Annotated in this window: 9 protein-coding genes and 3 pseudogenes; 8 read left to right on the top strand and 4 right to left on the bottom strand. The window is 39.7% G+C overall.

Annotated features, from left to right (window positions below; genetic code table 11):
- The first annotated feature begins 311 nt into the window (after positions 1 to 311).
- The 7 genes and pseudogenes from ACFIMK_RS02260 to ACFIMK_RS02230 all read left to right on the top strand — a co-directional run bounded on the left by ACFIMK_RS02260 (position 312) and on the right by ACFIMK_RS02230 (position 10,071).
- Positions 312 to 2,753: a DNA translocase FtsK 4TM domain-containing protein gene (locus ACFIMK_RS02260; protein ID WP_375638247.1), complete on the top strand. Its 2,442-nt coding sequence runs from the start codon at positions 312 to 314 to the stop codon at positions 2,751 to 2,753.
- A 721-nt stretch (positions 2,754 to 3,474) separates the two neighbouring features.
- A pseudogene (locus ACFIMK_RS02255) lies at positions 3,475 to 3,735 on the top strand (DNA translocase FtsK); the annotation flags it as partial.
- 121 nt (positions 3,736 to 3,856) lie between these two features.
- A complete protein-coding gene (locus tag ACFIMK_RS02250; RefSeq protein WP_375682658.1) occupies positions 3,857 to 4,465 on the top strand; it encodes an outer membrane lipoprotein carrier protein LolA in 609 nt (202 codons plus the stop codon).
- 33 nt (positions 4,466 to 4,498) lie between these two features.
- Positions 4,499 to 5,314 carry an exodeoxyribonuclease III gene (locus ACFIMK_RS02245; protein ID WP_375682657.1) on the top strand — a complete coding sequence of 272 codons (816 nt, stop codon included), beginning with the start codon at positions 4,499 to 4,501 and terminating at the stop codon, positions 5,312 to 5,314.
- A gap of 61 nt (positions 5,315 to 5,375) precedes the next feature.
- Positions 5,376 to 6,856 (top strand): annotated as a pseudogene (locus ACFIMK_RS02240) (efflux transporter outer membrane subunit).
- Positions 6,853 to 8,079: an efflux RND transporter periplasmic adaptor subunit gene (locus ACFIMK_RS02235; RefSeq protein WP_375638250.1), complete on the top strand. Its 1,227-nt coding sequence runs from the start codon at positions 6,853 to 6,855 to the stop codon at positions 8,077 to 8,079. The pseudogene ACFIMK_RS02240 and the gene ACFIMK_RS02235 overlap by 4 nt, the downstream one beginning before the upstream one ends.
- Positions 8,080 to 8,082: 3 nt before the next feature.
- Complete coding sequence (locus ACFIMK_RS02230) at positions 8,083 to 10,071, top strand: MacB family efflux pump subunit (RefSeq protein WP_375682918.1); 1,989 nt, start codon at positions 8,083 to 8,085, stop codon at positions 10,069 to 10,071.
- Between the two features lie 1,177 nt (positions 10,072 to 11,248).
- On the opposite strand, the pseudogene ACFIMK_RS02225 reads toward ACFIMK_RS02230, so the two are convergent.
- A pseudogene (locus tag ACFIMK_RS02225) lies at positions 11,249 to 11,435 on the bottom strand (integrase); the annotation flags it as partial.
- 726 nt (positions 11,436 to 12,161) lie between these two features.
- Here ACFIMK_RS02225 and ACFIMK_RS02220 point away from each other — a divergent pair.
- Positions 12,162 to 17,120 carry a DEAD/DEAH box helicase gene (locus tag ACFIMK_RS02220; protein ID WP_375682917.1) on the top strand — a complete coding sequence of 1,653 codons (4,959 nt, stop codon included), beginning with the start codon at positions 12,162 to 12,164 and terminating at the stop codon, positions 17,118 to 17,120.
- Positions 17,121 to 18,475: 1,355 nt separating this feature from the next.
- Here the strand turns inward: ACFIMK_RS02220 and ACFIMK_RS02215 are convergent.
- From ACFIMK_RS02215 to ftsE, 3 genes are read right to left on the bottom strand one after another with little or no spacing between them, the layout of a single operon-like run.
- The gene (locus ACFIMK_RS02215) at positions 18,476 to 19,144 is read right to left on the bottom strand and encodes a YdcF family protein (RefSeq protein ID WP_375632077.1); all 669 of its coding nucleotides are present in this window, start codon (positions 19,142 to 19,144) and stop codon (positions 18,476 to 18,478) included.
- A 4-nt stretch (positions 19,145 to 19,148) separates the two neighbouring features.
- On the bottom strand, positions 19,149 to 20,102 hold the full coding sequence (locus ACFIMK_RS02210; protein ID WP_375611715.1) for a cell division protein FtsX: 954 nt from the start codon (positions 20,100 to 20,102) through the stop codon (positions 19,149 to 19,151).
- The gene (gene ftsE / locus ACFIMK_RS02205) at positions 20,095 to 20,754 is read right to left on the bottom strand and encodes a cell division ATP-binding protein FtsE (RefSeq protein WP_273723097.1); all 660 of its coding nucleotides are present in this window, start codon (positions 20,752 to 20,754) and stop codon (positions 20,095 to 20,097) included. The genes ACFIMK_RS02210 and ftsE overlap by 8 nt, the downstream gene beginning before the upstream one ends.
- Positions 20,755 to 21,198: the final 444 nt, after the last annotated feature.

Below are 21,198 nucleotides of genomic sequence, written 5' to 3'. Positions count from 1 at the left end.
AAATATTATTTGTTTAAGAAGGTGCCTATAGCACCCATGTAACACTTTACACATAAGGTGTTTTTTGGTTGATCGTGTGATAAATATTCAGGGAGAGCTTTTTGTGCGCCTTATGAAGGATTATCTCTTAGGGTGGTGGTATATGAATGATATGAAGTGGTTAGAAGGTAGAACGCGCTAGATAAGAAGTCGGATTGTTTACAGGCTATTTGTTTACAAATTGGTACAGAGTTTAAGCTTCATCCTTTTTTAAGAGAGAGAGGGAGTTATAACTCTTTAAAATATAAAATTTTTGTATTTGGAATTGATAGATGCACCGAAGTTCTTCTCCTTATGATTCATTAGAAGTGCGAAATTCTCAAGGTTCGCGTCTTATTGAGATGTTTTTACGTCAGATAGGAGTATTTATTGGGCTCGGGCTTTTGGGCTTTATTATTTTTTGTGTGTTTGCTTTGGCGACGTGGAATGTTGCGGACCCATCTTTAACTCATGCAAGTACAAATGAGGTTACAAACCTTATGGGGTGGATGGGGGCAATTTTTTCAGATTTTATTATGCAGTTTTTTGGCTTGGCAAGTCTTTCTGTTTTGTTGCCACCGTTATTTTGGTCTTTTCTCTTGTTGGCGCAAAAGAATATCTACAATTTGACTTTACGCTTTTTTTTATGGGTGCTATCAACGATTTGTTTTTTAATTGCTTTTGCTCTTATGTCACCTATTGCTTCTTTTACTTATTGGCCATTGCCAATGGGATTGGGAGGGGTTTTAGGAGATAAAGTTTTAAGTGTTGCTTCTTCAGTCTTTCCTCTTTTTCTTTCTCCTCCTTACACGGTGTTTTTCAGTGTTGTTTTTATTCTTTTAGGTTTTTTCACCGCTGCTTTTGCTGGTAATGTAATATGGCGGCGTCGAACAAAGAAAAGAAAAGAAAAAAGCATTCCAAAAGACGAAATCGTTAATCCAGTCTTTGAGTTGGAAGAAGATACGGAATATGCCGCAGAGGAGGATCGTGAAAATCATGGTTTTTTTGCGACAACTTGTGGCGCTCTTTTGCATCTTTTTTATTTTTTACAAGCGCGTTTTTTTCGTTTATTCTGTTTCAAAAGGCGTTTTCAGAGTAAAGGGCAAGGAAAGCCATTTGATCGGATTGAGCCAACTTTTTTAGGTGAAAAAGTAAAGTGTGAGGAAAATCAAAATAAAGCCTATGTTTCTCCTGTTAAAAATCGAAAGTCTTTAACAGCTTCTTCAAAGGGTGGTTTTGTTCTTCCTCTTGTAGATTATCTTTCGGTTCCACCACCGTCTGTTAAGGATGCAAAACTTTCTCCTGCTGTTTTAAGAGCAAATTCTCAGGAGCTTGAAGGGGTTTTGTTAGATTTTGGAGTCAAAGGAAAAATTATAGATGCTTGTCCTGGACCGGTGGTAACTTTGTACGAATTTGAACCGGCTGCAGGCATTAAGTCCTCCCGTATCATTGGTTTGGCAGATGATATTGCACGCTCGATGCGTGCGATTTCGGCGCGTGTTGCGGTGGTTCCAGGACGTAATGTTATTGGAATAGAATTGCCCAATGCAAAGCGTGAGATGGTTTATTTACGAGAAATGTTGCAGGCGCAAGAATTTATTGACAGCAAAGCAAAGCTAGGACTTGCTTTGGGTAAGACAATCGGGGGGGAAGCTGTTGTTGCAGATTTAGCAAAAATGCCCCATCTTTTGGTTGCTGGTACAACAGGATCGGGAAAGTCTGTTGCTATCAATACAATGATTTTATCATTGCTTTATCGTATGACACCTGAACAATGTCGTCTCATTATGGTGGACCCGAAAATGCTTGAGCTTTCGGTTTATGATGGCATTCCCCATTTATTAACACCCGTGGTGACAGATCCTAAAAAAGCCGTGATTGCTTTAAAGTGGGCTGTTCGTGAAATGGAAGAACGCTATAGTAAAATGTCAAAACTAGGCGTTCGTAATATTGATGGGTTTAATGCACGTCTTAGGGAAGCTGCAAGTCAGGGAGAGACAATGGTGCGGACAATTCAAGTTGGATTTGATCGTGAGACTGGTGAGCCTCTTTATGAAACGGAAACACTTGATTTTAGTCCTATGCCCTATATTGTTGTCATTATTGATGAAATGGCTGATTTGATGATGGTTGCTGGTAAAGATATTGAAGGAGCGGTTCAACGTTTAGCACAAATGGCACGTGCTGCCGGTATCCATGTAATTATGGCGACACAGCGTCCTTCTGTCGATGTTATTACTGGGACGATCAAAGCCAATTTTCCTACACGTATTTCTTTTTCTGTGAGTTCAAAAATTGATAGCCGAACAATTTTAGGCGAACAGGGGGCCGAGCAATTATTGGGACAAGGAGATATGCTCTTTATGATGGGAGGAGGACGTATTCAGCGTGTGCATGGGCCTTTTGTTGCGGATGATGAAGTGGAGCAGGTTGTTGCGCATCTCAAAGCGCAAGCACGACCGGATTATTTAGAAACAATTACGCAAGAAGTTGAAGAGGATGGTGCTGATGTTTCTTTGTCTTCTCCTTCAGAAGATGATCCCTATAGTCAAGCTGTTGCTATTGTGCTTCGTGATCGTAAGGCTTCGACCTCTTATATTCAACGCCGTTTAGGCATTGGTTATAACCGCGCTGCGACATTGATTGAGAGGATGGAAGAAGAAGGTATTATTAGTCCAGCAAATCACGCAGGGAAACGAGAAATTTTAGTGCCTGCTGAAGAAGAGCGCTTTTGAAAAATCTTTATAGTTGTTTTTTATAATACCTTATAAAATAAGTGTTTATCCTATTGTATCGTAGAAAGTCTGCATTTTCATATACCAGCTCTCAATTTGCGATAGCTCCTTGGTACTTGAGACTCCTTATAAGGGGATTCTTTATCTTATATAACTTTTATCCATACACCAACCTTGTTTGTAACGTGCAAGCAAATGATTTGAATTGATTCAATATGAGAGAGTATGTGATGAGAGAATCTTATTGTCTTTGGCGTTATGATTTAAGTTAAAAAGATAAATTATTATAAATCAATATCTTGGTATAAAATAATGTTATTGCGAGTATAGGGGTGTAAAAGCATGTAAGACTTGATATTTTAGTGTCTTTTTAAGTGCGTTCTAAATATTTAGGGCAAGGCTGATCTGTCGAGTCTTAATATAAAAGAATTATATGGAGTGGGAAGCTAAGTGAAATTTGCTAAACTCCAAACTGTTTACAGAGTGGTTCGGATGAAGATTTTTATTCTTTTGGGTGGGAAGGAAGTCAAAAAAGCATTTTTGACACTTAAAAGAGCTTTCAGGTTCGCGAGTAATATGTTTAGTCCTTAATCCATTATGTATTGACTATAATTTATGTTGCTTCATAGATTAGGGGTGGGAAAGAATATATTATGCGTTTAGAAAATCAGCAGAAAATCAGGAAAATTTGATGATTTCGGAAACATAAACGCAGACTGGTTATTTGGAAACGATACCGCAAGAAATAAAAAAGGATGTTTCTTTAGCTTTTTCTTTAGTAGATGATTCCTATTGTCAAGCTGTTGCTATTATGCTTCGTGATCGTAAGGCTTCAACTTCTTATATTCAATGTTGTTTAGGCATTGGTTATAATCGTGCCGCCACATTGATCGAAAGGATGGAAGAAGAAGGCACCATTAGTCCAGCTAATGATATGGGTAAGCGAAAAGTTTTGGAGACTGTCGAAGAAGAATACTTTTAAAAATCTTTTGATATTTTTTTCAAACAATATCTTTATCTTATAAAGAAGGGTATTTATTCGTCGTTGATCACTTAAGTTATGAATTATAAAGTCAATTAAGTATTGCTTGGGAGCATTTTTTATGAAAACGTCTTTTTTACTGCAAAGAAGAGTCTTTGGGTTGGTGGGAATTATTATCTTTTGGTGTTTAACTGTTCCTGTTTTTTCGCAAGCATCTAATAAAGTGATAAAGGCGCAAAATGTTGTGAATCACTTTGCGGCAATCAAAACAATGACAGGTGATTTTATTCAGTTTAGTCCAAAGGGAAAAATGTCTCAGGGGACATTTTATTTAGAGCGCCCAGGGAAAATTCGTTTCATTTACAAAAAAATGCCTTTACAGATTATTTCAGATGGCCAATTTGTGGGTATTAACAATCGGGCTTTGAATACTTGGAACTTTTCACAACTTTCGCAAACGCCAATGAAATTTTTGTTGGATGATAAAATTGATGTATCTTCTGGGCGCTTGTTCGCATTTCGCGAAGATCCAGGGGCTGTAACGATTGTTCTGCGTGATAAAACGATTGGGGCAGGGCAAATAAGGATGGTTTTTGATTCTAAAGGCTCTGCTTTGCGGCAGTGGACAATTGTTGACCAACAAAATTTGGAAACTACTGTGCAGGTTATGAATGTGCGGACAGACGTCCGGTTCGCTAATGGGATGTTTGCACTTCCTTCGAATAAATGAAGAAAGAGTGTTACGTCATTGGGATTAAAACAAATGTTCTTTCGTATTGCGACTTGGAATATTAATTCTATTCGTTTGCGTCTTGCACAGGTTTTTCAGTATTTGGAACTCTTTTCCACAGATGTTTTGTGTCTACAGGAAACAAAATGTCCAGATGCTTTATTTCCAGTGGAGGCTTTTGAAGCAGCGGGTTATAAGCATATCGCATTGAGTGGACAAAAATCTTATAACGGGGTGGCTATTGTTTCTCGTTTGCCTTTTAAAAAGGTAGAAAAGCGTTTTTTTTGCCAAAACCAAGATTGCCGTTATATCTCAGTTATTGTGGAAGCCCATGGGAGAAGCTTGCGGATTCATAATTTTTATGTTCCTGCTGGGGGAGATATCCCTGATGCTGATGTGAATGAAAAGTTTCGTCATAAGCTTGATTTTTTAGAAGAAATGTCCTCCATTCGTGCGGATCAAGGCGATGGTCTTTCTTCTCTTTTGGTGGGAGATTTAAATATTGCTCCTTTGGCAGAGGATGTTTGGTCTCATCAGCAATTGTTGAAGGTTGTAAGCCATACTCCCATTGAAACCGAGCGTTTACAGGATTTGTGTTGTCAAGGTGGATGGGTTGATCTGATGCGGTTGCATATTCCTGTTCCTACCAAGCTTTACACATGGTGGAGTTATCGTGCTCGCGATTGGGCATTTACTGATTATGGGCGGCGGCTTGACCATGTTTGGTCTTCTCAAGATTTAGCCCCTTTTGTTGTAGATCTTTCGATTTTTCGTGATGCGCGCGGATGGGAACGTCCTTCAGATCATATTCCTGTGCAAACTGTATTTGATTTTTCACGTCAAGTTTGAAATAAGAGGTAAATAAAGTATTAATATTAAATAATGATTCTGAAAGAATGCGGGAGACTGGATGTATATCAGAAATCTCAAATGGGGCGCTTCTCGTGGATTATTTTTTAGTGTCTTGTTGTGTTTGCTTTTGTCAGGATGTATGGTTGGTCCTAATTACCAGAAAACATCTTTTCGTGTTCCAGCAGTTTGGGGAGAAAAATCTGCACAGACTGCACGGCAGCCCGTTGCGCTTGCCGGATGGTGGCGGCATTTGAATGATCCTGTTCTAGATGCGTTAATGGATTACGCGATTTCTGGAAATAATAATGTTGCTGTTGCCAAAGCTCGGGTACGTGAGGCGCGTGCGGGTTTAGGACAGGTTGTGGGAACTCTTTTGCCAAATGTGTCCAATTCAATTTCAGGAACCCGTAGTCGTTCTGGACAGTCTGATGCATTGTTAAACCAGTATAGTAGTGGTTTTGATGCAAGCTGGGAGCTTGATTTTTTTGGTGGGCATAAACGTGCGGTTGAAGCAGCGCGTTATGGCCTTGATGCGGCTGTGGAAGATATGCGCGCTACCATGGTGACATTACTAGGAGATGTGGCAACAAATTATGTGCAAATGCGTGGCTGGCAACAAAAGTTGTTTATTGTGCGGCAAATTGCTGTATCACAACGTAAAACTTATGAACTGATGCGCGCTAGATTAACAGCTGGTGATGTTTCTGAGCTTGATGTTTCAAATGCGCAAGCACAAATGGCAAATACAGAAGCAGATATATCACAGATGGAAGCGAATTTAGCAATGAGCGTTCATCGCCTTTCTGTCTTAACTGGTCGTGTGCCTACGGCATTGAAGGATCTTTTACAAAAAAATGCTAAGCATGCAAAGATTCCACAACCACGCTGGCCGATACCAGCAGGAATTCCAGCCGATATTTTGTTAACACGTCCAGATTTGCGACGGGCAGAGCGTCAATATGCGCAAGCGACAGCACGGATTGGTCAACGTGAAGCAGATCGTTATCCATCACTTACTTTAACAGGTAATATTTCGACAGCAGCAACGGCAATTGATCAATTATGGAAAAATTCAACGATTGGCTGGTCTTTTGGACCTGGTCTTCGTTTTCCTCTTTTTAATGGAGGTCAGGTCGAGGCTTCTATTGCGGTAGCGCGCGCGCAGCGTGATCAAGCTTTTATTACTTATCGAGCTGCTGTGTTGGAAGCTTTAGAAGATGTAGAAAATGCGCTTGTAAGATTAACGAAGGAACATCAACGCTTAGAAAAGCTAATCGTTGCGAATAAAGCTTCTCTTCATTCCTTAAAACTTTCACGGAACCTTTTTGAGAATGGAAATACTAGTTTTCTTGAATTGTTAAATGCTGATCGCTCTTATTATTCTGCACAAATGGCGCTTAAAGATAGCCGTGTTTCTTTGGTTACGCAATATATCACGTTGATGAAAGCATTGGGGGGGGCTGGGATGGCGTTGTTGATGTATCGCGTCCAGAAGTCGTTGATAATGCACCTCGTTCGCGTGCAAAGGTAGGGAAATGAAAAAAAACTTACTCAAAAATTTCATTACAAAACACAAAAAACTTTCCTTCTTTTTAACTGCTATATTTCTCATTCTCTTGTTGTTATGGTTACGTTCTGTTTTTTTTGGAACATCTACTCCAACTTATATAACAGCGGTGGTGAAACGTGGGGATATTGAGGAAAGTGTTTTAGCTTCTGGTCTTGTACGTCCTTACCGGTTGGTGGCTGTTGGTGCGCGAGCAACAGGGCGTGTGGTGTCAATGCATGTTTCCCCTGGGAGTGTTGTGAAAGAAGGCGATCTCTTGGCAGAAATTGATCCTACAGATCAGGAAAATGATTTAAAAAGAAAAAAAGCAGCATTATCGCATTATTATGCGAGTTTGATAGAACAAGAAGCCTATCTTTCTCTTGCACAGAAAAATTTAGAGCGTCAGAAAAAAATGATTGAAACACGTGCGGTTTCACGTGCGAACCTCGATGAGGCTACGACACAGGTGAAAATACGCGAGGCGCAAATTGAACAACTTCGTCAGCAGATTGTGCAAGCACAAATTGATGTGGAGAGTGCAGAGGTTAATTTAGGTTATACACGCATCACTGCCCCTTCAGCGGGAACGGTTTTGGCAACAGTTGTGGAAGAAGGGCAGAATGTGAATGCGGTTCAGTCGGCGCCAACGATTGTTATTTTGGGTGATTTATCAAAGATGACGATCAAGGCGCAAATCTCAGAAGCAGATGTTCTTAAAGTCCGAGCTGGACAACCACTTTATTTTACAGTTCTAGGTAATTCACAGCGTCGTTATGAAGGCGTTTTAGAAAAAGTAGAGCCGGCTCCTGAAGCAATTCGTGCTGATGTGAGTATTAATCCTGGTATGGTGAGTGGTTCTAGTGCTTTAATATCATCGGCTATCTATTACAATGGAATTCTACATGTTGATAATGCGGACAATTTTTTGCGAACCTATATGACTGCTCAAGTTCATATTATCTTAGGGCGCGCGCAGAATGTCTTGTTGGTTCCAAGTGATGCTTTACGCGATGAGACAAGAGAGCGTAAAGCATGGGTTTCTGTTTTGGTGGGGGAAAATAAGGTGGTTACTAAACAGGTGAGCGTTGGGTTGAATAATAAGGTTATGGCAGAGATTGTTTCAGGACTTAACGAGGGTGATGTCGTCGTCACTAGTTCGTCTGATGGAGTGATGCCAGAGTCTTCTCACATGCACAGCGAAGACGAGAGTTAAAGCATGAGCACAAATCAAGCAGATGCTGTCTTCGTCTTGGAAAATATTGTGCGCAAATTTCCTGCGGGCGAAGCGTTTGTTACCGTTTTGAAAAACATCAATCTTACCATTAAACGTGGTGAAATGGTGGCAATTGTAGGTGCTTCCGGTTCAGGTAAATCGACCTTGATGAATATTTTAGGCTGTCTTGATCGTCCAACTTCTGGTCGTTATTGGATCTCTGGTAAAGAAACAGCTTCCCTTTCTGCGGATGAATTGTCGGCTTTGCGACGTAATCATTTTGGTTTTATTTTTCAGCGTTACCATTTGTTGAATGAATTGACAGCTCTTGGTAATGTTGAAATTCCGGCTATTTATGCGGGATGTGCCGTGGAAGCAAGGAAACAGCGGGCACAGGATCTTTTAACGCGTTTGGGCATGGGTGATCGGATAAATCATCGTCCAAATCAGCTTTCTGGTGGTCAGCAACAACGTGTTTCTATTGCTCGGGCGCTCATGAATAATGCGGAGGTCATTCTTGCAGATGAACCAACTGGTGCATTGGACAAAAAGAGTGGGCAAGAAGTATTGCATATTTTGGATGAACTTCATCAAGAGGGGCGTACCATTATCATTGTAACCCATGATATGCAGGTGGCTGAAAGAGCAGAGCGTATTATCGAAATCAGTGATGGGGAAATTATTGCTGATAAGCAGTCAAGGGTTGCAAAAACAAAAGTTGGTGGAAAATCTCTTCAGGAACAACAAAATCTAAAAGGCCAACAAAAACTGGGCTTTTTTCGTTCTTTTGTTGAGCGATTCCGTGAGGCGTTTGTGATGGCTCTGTTGGCAATGAATGCACATCGCATGCGGACTTTTCTAACAATGCTTGGGGTGATTATCGGTATTGGGGCGATTATTGCTATGGTGGCTTTAGGGAATGGTACACGAGAGAAAATTCTGGAAAATTTTAAAAGTTTGGGTACTAATACATTAACCATTTTTCCTGGTAAAAGTTTTTCTGATCCACAAGCAGAAAAAATAACCAGTTTGGTTGAAGCTGATGCAGAAGCCTTGTCTGGATTACCTTATGTTTCTGGTGTAACACCACAGATTTCAGCAAGCTCGAAAGTGCGTTTTGGTGCAATTGAAGTCAATGCTGTCATTGCGGGGGTGGGAGAACAATTTTTTCAGACACAGGGGCTCAAAGTTTTCAAAGGACAGTTTTTTGATCAAAAAAGTGTCCATGATCGGGCGGTTGATCTCGTGATCGAGAAAGAAGCATTGTCTGTTCTTTTCCCCCATAGCCATGAAAGCCCCCTTGGAAAGGTGGTGAATGTGGGTAATGTTCCTGCGCGTATTATTGGTGTTGTTGATTCGCAAAATAATGCAAGTGGAGATACATCAAATACTTTACAGCTTTATTTACCCTATACAACAGTGCAGACGCGTTTTCTTGGTACAACAGAAGTTCGTGCAATTATTGTTAGGATTGCTGATGATATTGATTCATATTTAGCGGAGACCATGATAAAACGTTTTCTCATTATGCGGCATGGCGGGGAGGATTTTTTCATTAGAAATTCTGAATTTTTCCGTGAACGTGTTATGGAGAGTACAAATATTTTAACACTTTTAATTTCTTCAATTGCAGCTATTTCCCTGGTTGTGGGGGGTATAGGGGTGATGAATATTATGTTGGTCACTGTTTCTGAGCGGATCAATGAAATCGGCGTGCGTATGGCAGTTGGTGCACGGCAAAGTGATATTTTACAGCAATTTCTCATTGAAGCGATTTTGGTTTGTGTGATTGGTGGTGGTTTGGGAATCTTGCTTGGACTTTCTATAGGTGGCTTGTTTCTTCTGTTTAAGGCACCTATTCATTTGGTTTATACTATTGAATCGATCATTATGTCTCTTACTTTTTCAACCCTCATAGGAATATGTTTTGGCTTTTCTCCAGCGCGGCAAGCTTCACGGCTTGACCCTGTTGTCGCTCTTTCACGCGATTAAGCTTTATCAATTGGGGCATGTTTGTTCGTGATGCTTTCCACTTGGATGAAGCATTTATGAAGCGAAACATGAATGGAAAAAGTTTAGCATTATTTGCTGCTCTATTTTAGAAAACGCTTTGTTCATTAAGTGGAGCGTACCACTAGAGGTGAACGTTTTATAGGGCACCCCATCATGTGAGATATGGTAGGCATATAAGCCTTCTTGAGGCATTAAATGTTTTGAGAATGCATGATGAATATTTTAAATCTTTCTTGTCGAGTCTTATGGAAGTAAATCCTATTAAGGAGAAATTAAATAGAACCCGTTAGAATGAGATTGCTTGCAGACTGAATTTTGTTAAAAATTCTCGTCTTCTGAGATGTGAAGAGGAGGACAAATAAAATATACTGCGCGACGATTCTTAAGATTTAACCTAAAAAGAGGCGGGGGAAGTGAATAGTATATCTGCTAACAAACAAAAGAACAAAAAAGAAGGTTGATGCCAAAAACAGCTTAAACCTCCGTTCTTCCAAAAAAATGAACTGGTATCGAGATAGTTGAGCAGTTTAAGAGGTTTCGTTTAGTCTTTTTAAGATTTTCGGAAAAGAGGTTATGAGGATTTCTCACTTTTAGTTTTGCAGAAGGTGGTGCAAATTATAGGTGTTTAGGTTTATGCAAATAAATTATGATCGTGCTCAAGTTTTAAAATGTGACCTAAGACACAGCCATTTTCTGTTCCTTTATGCGAGTAACTTAGCTTTCTTTAGAATATTTTGTTTAAGGCATCGCTTTTTTCTGCCTTATCTCATGATTTTGGAGCTGAAGGATAAACAAGCCATTTGAGTTTCTAGGGTAAGGATGCCGTCAGATACTCGGTAGGGGGCGTGATCTTAAGAACTAATACCGTGAGATGCGGGTTTGATTTCATGAGTTTGGTGAGGACAACAAAAAGTTTGAGAGGCGGATAGCTTCTTATTTTGAATGATGTATGAATGAAAGGGGCTTTCATTTATTGAAAAAGAATAAGCTCATATTCAGCAGATGTGAGATGAAGTAAGAGCATCGTAATACCAAGCTGCAGTTATGCTGCTAAAGAACATAATGGCGCTAGTGATGAGCAATGGTATGTCTAGTTGGTATGGTATTCTTCCTCCTGCTACAAGTTCGATACAGAGCGCCATTGTGTTGCACATTAACACTCTTGTTTTAAAGAAACATTTTTCAAGGTATCCAAGCCTATTTTGCGACGCTGTTCATGGTAAATCTATTGAGCACCTCCATCTTTACGCTTATGAAGTAATAAGCCGGCACCATCATTATATTTGCCAGCTCGTGGGTGTTGCGATAGACCTTGCATTAAGGCGGCGGTTCATAAGAGCCATTTTTAGTCATTTCTTGTACAGTTTTTCTCCACACACTCATCCCGCTTGTGATGTGCAAGCGGGTGGTTTTGATTGATTCAAGATAAACAGATTTGAAATGAGAAAATCTTACGTTATTCAGAGTTCTAATTTAATATGAATGACGCTATATTATCATTATAAATCAATATATTGTACATATAAAAAAGAATTCTAAAACCACCCGCTATAAAGTATAAGAAGCGAATAATTAGTCTACGAAAGAACAAAAGACAAAGAAATATTTCAAAAATCAATATTTTGAATATCACGACTAATATTTTGCGTATTATAGTGAACTTATATGCATGATCGTTCGTAAAATGCGCTGTTTTGTGTGTGGAGTTTCTTCCTTGGTGTCTTGTGTGTTCGCAGGTGTCCTATCCATTTCCTCCTCTCATTCTTAAGCTAAATCCTAAAATTATTGCGCACTTTATTGTGTATTCTTAACAAAAGGCAAAAAATATTTTCAAAATCATCACGCCTTACCGTTTATTTCCATAGGGATATAGACATCAATAAATGCGTCATATGATTTGGGGGATACTCAAAAAGATCAAAAGATTCTCTCTTGTTTAATTAAGCATAGAAGAAATATCTTAAAATCAAGCAATTTTAAGCTTTTTTTAAGTTTTTTGGGTAGAACAAGAGGCATTAATGAATTGGTTTAGATTCGATAGTTGAAGGTATTTTTCATTGGGGAGAAGCATGACGCTGCAATCGCTTTTACAGAGCTATCGTGATGAAGCGCGTACCGAACGAGATAAAGGTACATATTTTGAGCGTTTTGCTCTTGCTTATCTGACACATGATCCTCTTCAGTCTGGGTGTTATGAGAAGGTTCAAACCTTTAAAGATTGGGCTCATGAAAATGATTGGGATGGTCGTGATACTGGTATCGATCTTGTGGCAAAGCTTCGTGATGGAGGGGGTTTTGCGGCAATCCAATGTAAATTTTATGATGCAGCCTATCGAATTAAAAAAGCAGATATTGATAGTTTTATTTCGGCATCAGGGAAAGCTCCATTCAAGCGGCGTGTTATTATAGATAGTACTGAAAGTACTTGGAGTGATAACGCTGAAACAATGATACGGGGGCAGGATATTCCTGTTATACGGATTAATCTTTCCGATATACAACAAAGTCCGATCCGTTGGGAAACTTTTGCAGCCCAGGGCAAAGTTGTTTTGGAGGATAAAAAGAAAATCCGTCCACATCAATTGGAAGCATTGCGTGATGTGCGTGCTGGGCTTGCTCAAGCAGATCGGGGGAAGCTTATTATGGCTTGTGGTACTGGTAAGACATTTACCAGTCTTAAAATTGCTGAGGATTTGGCGGGTGAAGGCAAGTTTGTTTTGTTTCTTGTTCCTTCCTTGGCACTGATGTCACAGACGGTTCGTGAATGGACAACGGATGCAGGAATCGGATTGAGATCTTTTGCTGTTTGTTCCGATACACAAGTGGGAAAGCGTCGTAAAAATAGTGATGATGTTGCTGAAATTGATGTGTTTGATCTTGCTTTTCCGGCGACAACCGATGCTGCTAAACTTGCAGAACAGGTGGCGAAGAGTGTTGCAGATAAGATGACCGTGGTGTTTGCAACCTATCAATCTATTCAGGTGATTGCTGATGCTCAGAAAAACTATGGTTTGCCAACATTTGATCTTATCATTTGTGATGAAGCGCACCGTACAACAGGGGCAACGCTGGTGGGCGAGGATGAATCCAATTTTGTTAAGGTGCATTCCAATGATGTTATTCGTGCCAAGAAACGCCTTTATATGACAGCGACACCACGTATTTTTGGTGATAACGCAAAAAGTCGCGCGAATGAAGTTAATGCTGTTCTTGCTTCTATGGATGATGAAAAACTTTTTGGTAAAACACTTTTTTATCGGGGTTTTTCATGGGCAGTACAAAATGATCTTTTAACAGATTATAAGGTTATTGTCTTAGCAATGGACGAAAAATTGGTCAGTTCCGCTGTTCAGAAGCGCCTTAGTGATAGCGATACTGAGCTTATTCTTGATGATGCAACAAAGATTATTGGCTGTTATAAGGCTTTGACAAAACAAAATATGAAGGCTGATGTTGGTGCGGATTTATATCCTATGCATCGTGCTTTAGCGTTTTGTAAAACTATTAAAAGTTCTGAACTTGTGCGTGATGAGTTTTCTACGGTTGTTAGAGAATATCTTGATTATACGAAAGAGGATACAGAAAATGAGCATTTTCTGAAGTGTGAAATTGAGCATGTTGATGGCACTTTTAATGCGAAGGATCGTGGTGCATTACTTGACTGGTTGAAAGCTGATAGTGGTGAGGATGTTTGTCGTATTTTGACCAATGCTCGGTGTTTGTCTGAGGGAGTGGATGTTCCGGCTCTTGATGCGATCATGTTTTTAAATCCACGCAAAAGCCAGATTGATGTTGTGCAAGCGGTTGGGCGGGTGATGCGTCGCTCTGAAGGTAAAAAGATGGGATATGTCATTTTGCCAATTGGTATTCCTCCTGATACTCCAGTGGAACAGGCTTTGAACAACAATGATAAATATCGGGTTATCTGGCAAATTTTAAATGCTTTGCGTGCGCATGATGATCGTTTTGATGCGACGATTAATAAGGCATCCCTCGGGCAAGATATCAGCAATGTGATTGAGATTATTGGTGTCACGCAGAGCACTGAGTTACAGGCTGTTACGGCTGTTGTAGACAATCTTCCGGTTCGCTCACAGCCTGCACGAGCGGGAATTGGAAGTCTGGAGCATGATTGCTTTCTTACAGAGCAGGTAAACGAGGAGCTTTCTTTCTGCGTAGATGAACTTTCTCGTGCGATTTTGGCAAAGATTGTCAAGAAATGTGGGACACGTGATTATTGGGAGGATTGGGCGAGCAATATTGCTGAAATTGCTAAGAATCATATCACGCGCTTAACAGGCATTCTGGCAGAGCCAAATACTGAGGCGCGTCAAGCCTTTGACAGGTTTGTGGCAGAACTGCGTGATGACTTAAATGATGCTGTTACAGAAGCTGATGCGATTGAGATGTTGGCACAGCATATTATCACGCGTCCTGTCTTTCAGGTGTTGTTTGAAGGCTATCAGTTCACACGTGAGAATCCTGTCTCGCGTGCTATGCAGCGTATGCTTGATGTGCTTGATGAGGCAAATCTTGATAAGGAATCCAAAGATCTGGAAAAATTTTACGCAAGTGTAAAATTACGAGCCAGTGGCATTACGGATCCAAAAGCAAAACAGAGGTTGATTGTAGAGCTTTATGATAAGTTTTTTCGTTATGCTTTTCCACGCACTGTAGAAAAATTAGGCATTGTTTATACCCCCGTCGAGGTTGTGGATTTTATTTTGCACTCTGTCAATGATGTATTAGAGCAAGAATTTGGGCAAACGCTTGGCTCATCGGGTGTGCACATCATGGATCCCTTTACTGGAACGGGGACTTTTATCACACGGCTTTTACAATCGGGTTTGATAAAACTAGAGGAGATGAAACACAAATTTTGTCGTGAAATTCATGCCAATGAAATCGTGCTTTTAGCCTATTATATTGCAGCCATTAATATTGAGACGACCTATCATGGTCTGATGGGGGGCGATTATGTTCCGTTTGAGGGAATTTGTTTGACCGATACATTCCAGCTTTATGAGCAAGAAAAAGACCTGATCAGTGATTTGCTGGTGGATAACAGTACACGTCGGGCGCACCAGAAGGAACTGGATATTCGTGTTATTGTTGGCAACCCCCCTTATTCTTCTGGACAAAAAAGTGAAAACGACAATGCGCAGAATATTGGCTATCCTAAATTGGATCGTCGCATTCGTGAAACTTATGCTGCTCAATCCAAAGCAAGCAATGTTAATGGACTTTATGACAGTTATATTCGTGCCATTCGTTGGGCAAGTGATCGCATAAAAGACTGTGGTGTTATTGGTTTTGTGACAAATTCAGGTTTTATCAATGGATATTCTACGAGTGGATTACGAAAAGAATTGAATGAAGAATTTTCGAGCATTTATGTTTTCAATTTGCGTGGTGATATTCGCAAAAATATGATGAGCAAAGGAGCTGCTCGAGAAGGGCAAAATGTTTTCGGAAGTGGAAGTATGGCAGGAATCGCTGTGACACTATTTATTAAAAATCCAAATGTCACGGAGCATTGCAAAATTCACTATTACAATATTGGTGATAATCTCACGACAAAGGAGAAATTATCTCAACTTCAGCGGTTGGGTAGTGTTGGCGGTATCAAGCGTGAACACGGCTGGCAGATGATTACGCCAGATGAATATGGCGATTGGCTGAATCAGCGCAACAGTGATTTTAAAAAATTTCTGGCCTTAGGTGATAAGAAAGGCAGTGATAAAAAGCTCTTTGAAACGTTTTCTCGTGGGATTATAACTACTCGCGATGCCTGGGCATATAATTCAAGCCGTGAAAATCTAGCGAAGAATATGCGTAACACGATAACTTTCTATAACAATGAAGTGGAACGTTTTAATAATGTTTATGCGCATTCTGACCGCAAAGCACGTGCAAATGCTGTGAACGATTTTGTTGATACAGATACCCAAAAAATCAGTTGGAGCAGTAGTCTTAAAGAGGAATTGGTAAGAGGAAAGTTTTCTGAATTTGAAAGTAATTGCTTAGTTCAAAGTCTTTATCGTCCTTTTACACAACAATGGCTTTATTATAACCGTACTTTTAACGAAAGAGTATATCAAATGCCGCGTATATTCCCTATGAAGCAAGCGGTTGAAAACAGAGTAATACAAGTTACGGGAGTTGGAGCAAGCAGTGGATTTTCTGTTCTGATGACTAAGAATTTATCTAATCTTCATGCAATGGATACTGGTCAATGTTTTCCACGGTATGTTTATGAAGATGTTGCACCCTTAGGAGCTAAAAAAGGGAATCAGGTTCATTTGTTTGCAAATTTTGCAGAGGAAAGCAAAGAAACTGGTTTAGAGCGGCGTGATGCTCTTACGGATGAAGGGTTGGCTTATTTTAAGGCAGCTTATCCTGGCGAAATGATAACAAAGGATGATTTGTTTTATTATGTTTACGGGATTTTGCATTCTGAAGATTATCGTGCTCGTTATGCGCATAATTTATCTAAACAATTGCCGCGTATTCCAACAGTTAAAAAGGTAGAGGATTTTTGGGCTTTTGTTACAGCGGGGCGCAAGCTTGGTGATTTGCATATGAATTATGAAGAGATTGAACCCTATCCCGTTACCTATAAACAGGGAGATCCAAGAACTTGGGTGATTTCTGATGAGAAGAGTTTTTATCGTGTTGAGGCGATGAAATTTGCTGGTAAGCGTGGTGCTATTGATAAAAGCACAGTGATTTATAATGCGCATATCACGATGCAGAATATTCCTCTTGAAGCTTATGAGTATGTGATCAATGGCAGGCCTGCTCTTGAATGGGTTATGGAGCGGCAGGTTGTCAAAACGGATAAAGCGAGTGGGATTGTGAATGATGCCAATCGCTATGCTGTTGAAACGGTGGGTAATCCAGCTTATCCATTGGAATTGTTTCAGCGGGTTATTACTGTAAGCTTGGAAACAATGAAAATTGTGCGCAACCTGCCAAAATTGGAAGTGAGAGAAACTGAAAAGGTTAAATTATCCATTGTGCGGTAAAAAAGTGTTGAGTCGTAACAAACTGGCACTATCATACACCTTGCCAGCTCGTGGGTATTGCGACAGCCCTTGGCACTTGAGACAAGTCCATAAGAGGCATGTCTTTCTTGTACAGTTTTACGCTGCGCAGGCTCTCTTCCTTTGTGATGTGCAAGTCCTATGTGATGTGCAAGAAAATGGTTTTGATTGATTCAATAGAGAACAGATTTGAAATGAGAGAATCTGGTGATATTGAGAGCTCTCATTCAAGTTGTAGCGTAATAAATTTTCATTATAAATCAATATATTGTATGTGATAAAGCACCTTAGGCAGTGAGGTCGCTAAAATTATGACGCATGAGCTTTAGCGGCAGTGATGAATATTCTCAGGCAGGGTTTTCTTATCGAGCTTTATGTGAGTAAACCATATAAATGGAGAAGCTGAGTGGAACCTGTCCAGAGAAAGTGGATTGTTTACAAATCGTTGCTAATAAGAATCGTCGCCTTTTGAGATGTTGAGAGGAAATGACAATTCTCATGAAATCTGTCTTTTGAGGTGTTCTGATATTGAAGTGAGCAGGTGGAACGCGTTAGACAAGAAGCTGAGTTATTATTGTTTACAGATCAATAGAGTTTAAAAGTTTTCGTTCTTTTTGGGAGAGGAAACCAGACAAAAGGTGATCTTAGAGAGCGAAATGATTTCAAAAAAGATTGCGATAAAAAACGTAGGGTATTTGTCGCGGTGTGCGTTTTGAGCTTATTCCTATCTGTGATCTAAAATGCTCTTATGAAGATGCTTTTTAGAATAAGAGATTGTTACTAATATATTGACTTATAATGATAGTTTAATGTTCTCTCTGTTAAATGAGAAATCTAAGTATTATAAATTTTCTTATTTTAAATCTATTAAAATTACTTCTTTGCATGTCATATGAGGTTGGTATGTTCGTGTTTAAGAAAGGCGTAATGCATGCCTCTTACCAATCATCCCAAGAGGTTTAAGAGCTATCGTAATACTTGGGGGGTGGCAAAATATAGGGTGGGGCGGTTTGCATTTTTTATGAAGGGTAAGACAGTGGTGTAAATAGATTTTTATGACAAGTCTGGAGATCTTATGGCTGTCTGGGGGCTCTATTTACAAGAGCTTATATATTGGGATGGTATGTACAGATCCGCGCTGTGAGATATGTTTGGGATGTAAGAGATGTTTTGGGTGAACGTGCAAATACAGTGACACGTGCATTGGGATGTTCTGCGTTGTATGAGGATAAGCTCTGTCGAGCTTTTATAGAGGCAACTCGTGTGGAAGGGTATGAAAGAAAGGTATGAAGAGGTTCGTGGGTGGCAAGGTTTTTAAAAAGTCAGAAGGATAAAGATTAGAATGCGGTTCTGATATAGACTTGGAGCGTTTTAATATATTGGAATATAAGAATGCGGATTTGATTGATCTGTTGTATTGCGCTTTCAGCATTGTTCTTTTTAACAGGATAGGCAATGAAATGGATATCAGGCATTAAATATTTAAGTTCTCGCATTGAGCGCCACACATGGTAATCATGGGTGACGATATAAAGGGTTTTATAGTGGTGTTTTTTGATCCAATCGGCGCTTTCTTTAGCATTTCCTCTGGTGTTAATCGCTTGATGCCCGATGTCAATACAACAGGAGATAAGCCGTGGGGTAATATGCATGTTGTGCATGAGACTTTTCAGATTGGTTGTGGTGTTTACGCCACTGATGAGGAGACGTGAACCAAGCCCCCTTTGTAAGAGATTAAGTCCTGTCTCTATTCGGTTTTCTCCGCCTGTAAGCACGATAATGGCATCCGCTTTGGGGAGAGGTGTTGGGGGAGAGAGTCGTTCAGTTTTTTCAGAAAAAATAATAAAACCGCCCCAGAAAATTAAAACAATGATTGAAAGAGTAAGGGTTGTCGGTGGAAAATAGCGAAATAAAAAGCAGGGAGACCAATTATTATAGTGGGTCCGTTTTGGAAGAGGACGTTCTAAATTGTTTTGCGTCAATGAGTTGAAAGTATTGTAAGTCATAAAATTAAAATAAACCGTTTTCACATTGATCAATTTTTTTCAGTTGCGCTAAAATAGTCATGCGGTTTGTAAGGGTGGTGAGAAAAGAAACGAAAATAATAAGAAAAATGATTTTTCCGTAGGGGATGGAACTTATGGAAAGATGTCCAAACAAAGCTGTTACTTGGCTAGCTTCTACTCTTCCCAAGTTATAATTCGTCCAGAGACAAAAGGCTGAAAATAGAAATATGCTTGTGAGACCACCATATAAAGCACCACGCAGCGCAGTTTTAAAAAAATGCCAGTCAAATTGGCGAGCAATGAAAAGAGTTTCAGTACCAAGGAAATATAAGACATTGATAATATGTGTATTTTCTGCCAATGCATTGCGGGTGGCAAAAATGATGGTGAGGATAAGAGAGCCTAAAACCAATGCTAAAATTGAAAAACCAATGAAAACAGTGGTGTGTGCCATGGTCGCAAAACGATGAACCCAAACACGGTGATCATCAAATTGACCTCCTGGAATTTGGGTTTTAATGGCGTGATTAATGGCTGCAAAATTGATTTTTTCATCTCTCTTCAGGGTCACAATGATGAGGCGGGGAAGGGGTAGTTCATTGACATTGAAGCCTGTTCCAAGCCATGGCTCCAGTAACTTTTCTGTAGCTTTTTGGTCAACAATTTTTGCATCTTGTACACCAGAAAATGTTTTAACCAATTGTACGGCATCACGGAGTGCTTTGTTGATATCAACATTGTCAATGGGGCGTATTTGTATTGTTGCTTCATAGCTAATCTGATTACTCCAATTTTGGGCGGCACGTTGGACCAAATCAACACCGATTAAGGTGAGGCTTGAAAGAAATGTCATAATAGCAATCACGGCAACTAATGCTTTTCCAGAAATATTACCACTGGGAATAATCGCTGTTGTATTTTTTTTATTGCTTGTAAAAATGGGGAAAGACTTATTCATGAATCGTCATCCGTCCGTTATGGAGAAGCATACGCCGTGCTGCAACTTGTTCCATTAAGGCAATATCATGGGTGGCAATGATAACAGCCGTTCCAAAACGGTTTAATTCAATAAACAAACGGAGGAGGCGTTTTGCCAAGGGCGGATCGACATTTCCGGTGGGTTCATCGGCAAGTAGAATTTCAGGTTGATCAATGAGTGCGCGTGCAATGGCTACCCTTTGTTTTTCCCCACCGGAAAGAACCGGTGGTAAAACATGAATATGATCTCCAAGACCTACCCAACAGAGAAGATCTTCCACTTCACTGCGATAGGTTGCTTCTTCTTGTCCTTTAATGCGTAAAGGTAAGGAGACATTTTCATAAGTGGTCATGTGGTCGAGTAAACGAAAATCTTGAAAAACCACCCCGATACGTTGTCGCAGCGCAGGGAGCTCTTGTCGTTTGAGTAATGCTGTGTCTGTTCCAAAGAGATCAATATGACCGCGGGTGGGTTTGAGTGCTAAAAACATAAGACGCATCAGCGACGTTTTCCCTGCTCCAGAGGCACCTGTGAGAAATTGAAATGATCCAGGAGGAATATGAAAGCTAATATCACGAAGGACCTCAGGGCCCATTCCATAGCGTAGGCCGACATTTTCAAAATGAATCACTTTTTATTATTACTCCTGATTTTATATTGCATCATTTATTCTAAAAACTCTTACTTTCATTGCTTTAGATTTTTGTTGTAAGCTTGTTTATTTTAGATTTCATGGTTTTCAATATTTTTTATACACCCTCGTTATAGATAAATATTTTTGCTCAAGAATATTATCACTTATACTTTCTTTTTTTAGCCTTATTTATGATTTTAGCAGGAATTTCAAAGGGATTCTAGCATAAACATCAGAACTATTTTTCCTTCTTACTCAGAGGCTTTTTTTGCATTGAGTGGACATTAGGTGATTTTAAAAAGCTATGTTGCTCTTTTTATCTTACTTTCTTATTCTTGTTCGCATCCCAATCCTGAGGTTTTTGCTTAAATTATTTCTTACCTGTTATGAAAAAAAGCGTTTGTTGTTAGAATGATTGAGCTTCTCGTGAATTGTTTTATT

Source organism: Bartonella sp. AP280QHHD (assembly GCF_042196125.1).
Classification (GTDB): Bacteria; Pseudomonadota; Alphaproteobacteria; order Rhizobiales; family Rhizobiaceae; genus Bartonella.
The sequence above is the reverse complement of the archived record's forward strand: the minus strand, read 5'-3'. Positions and strand labels throughout refer to the sequence as shown.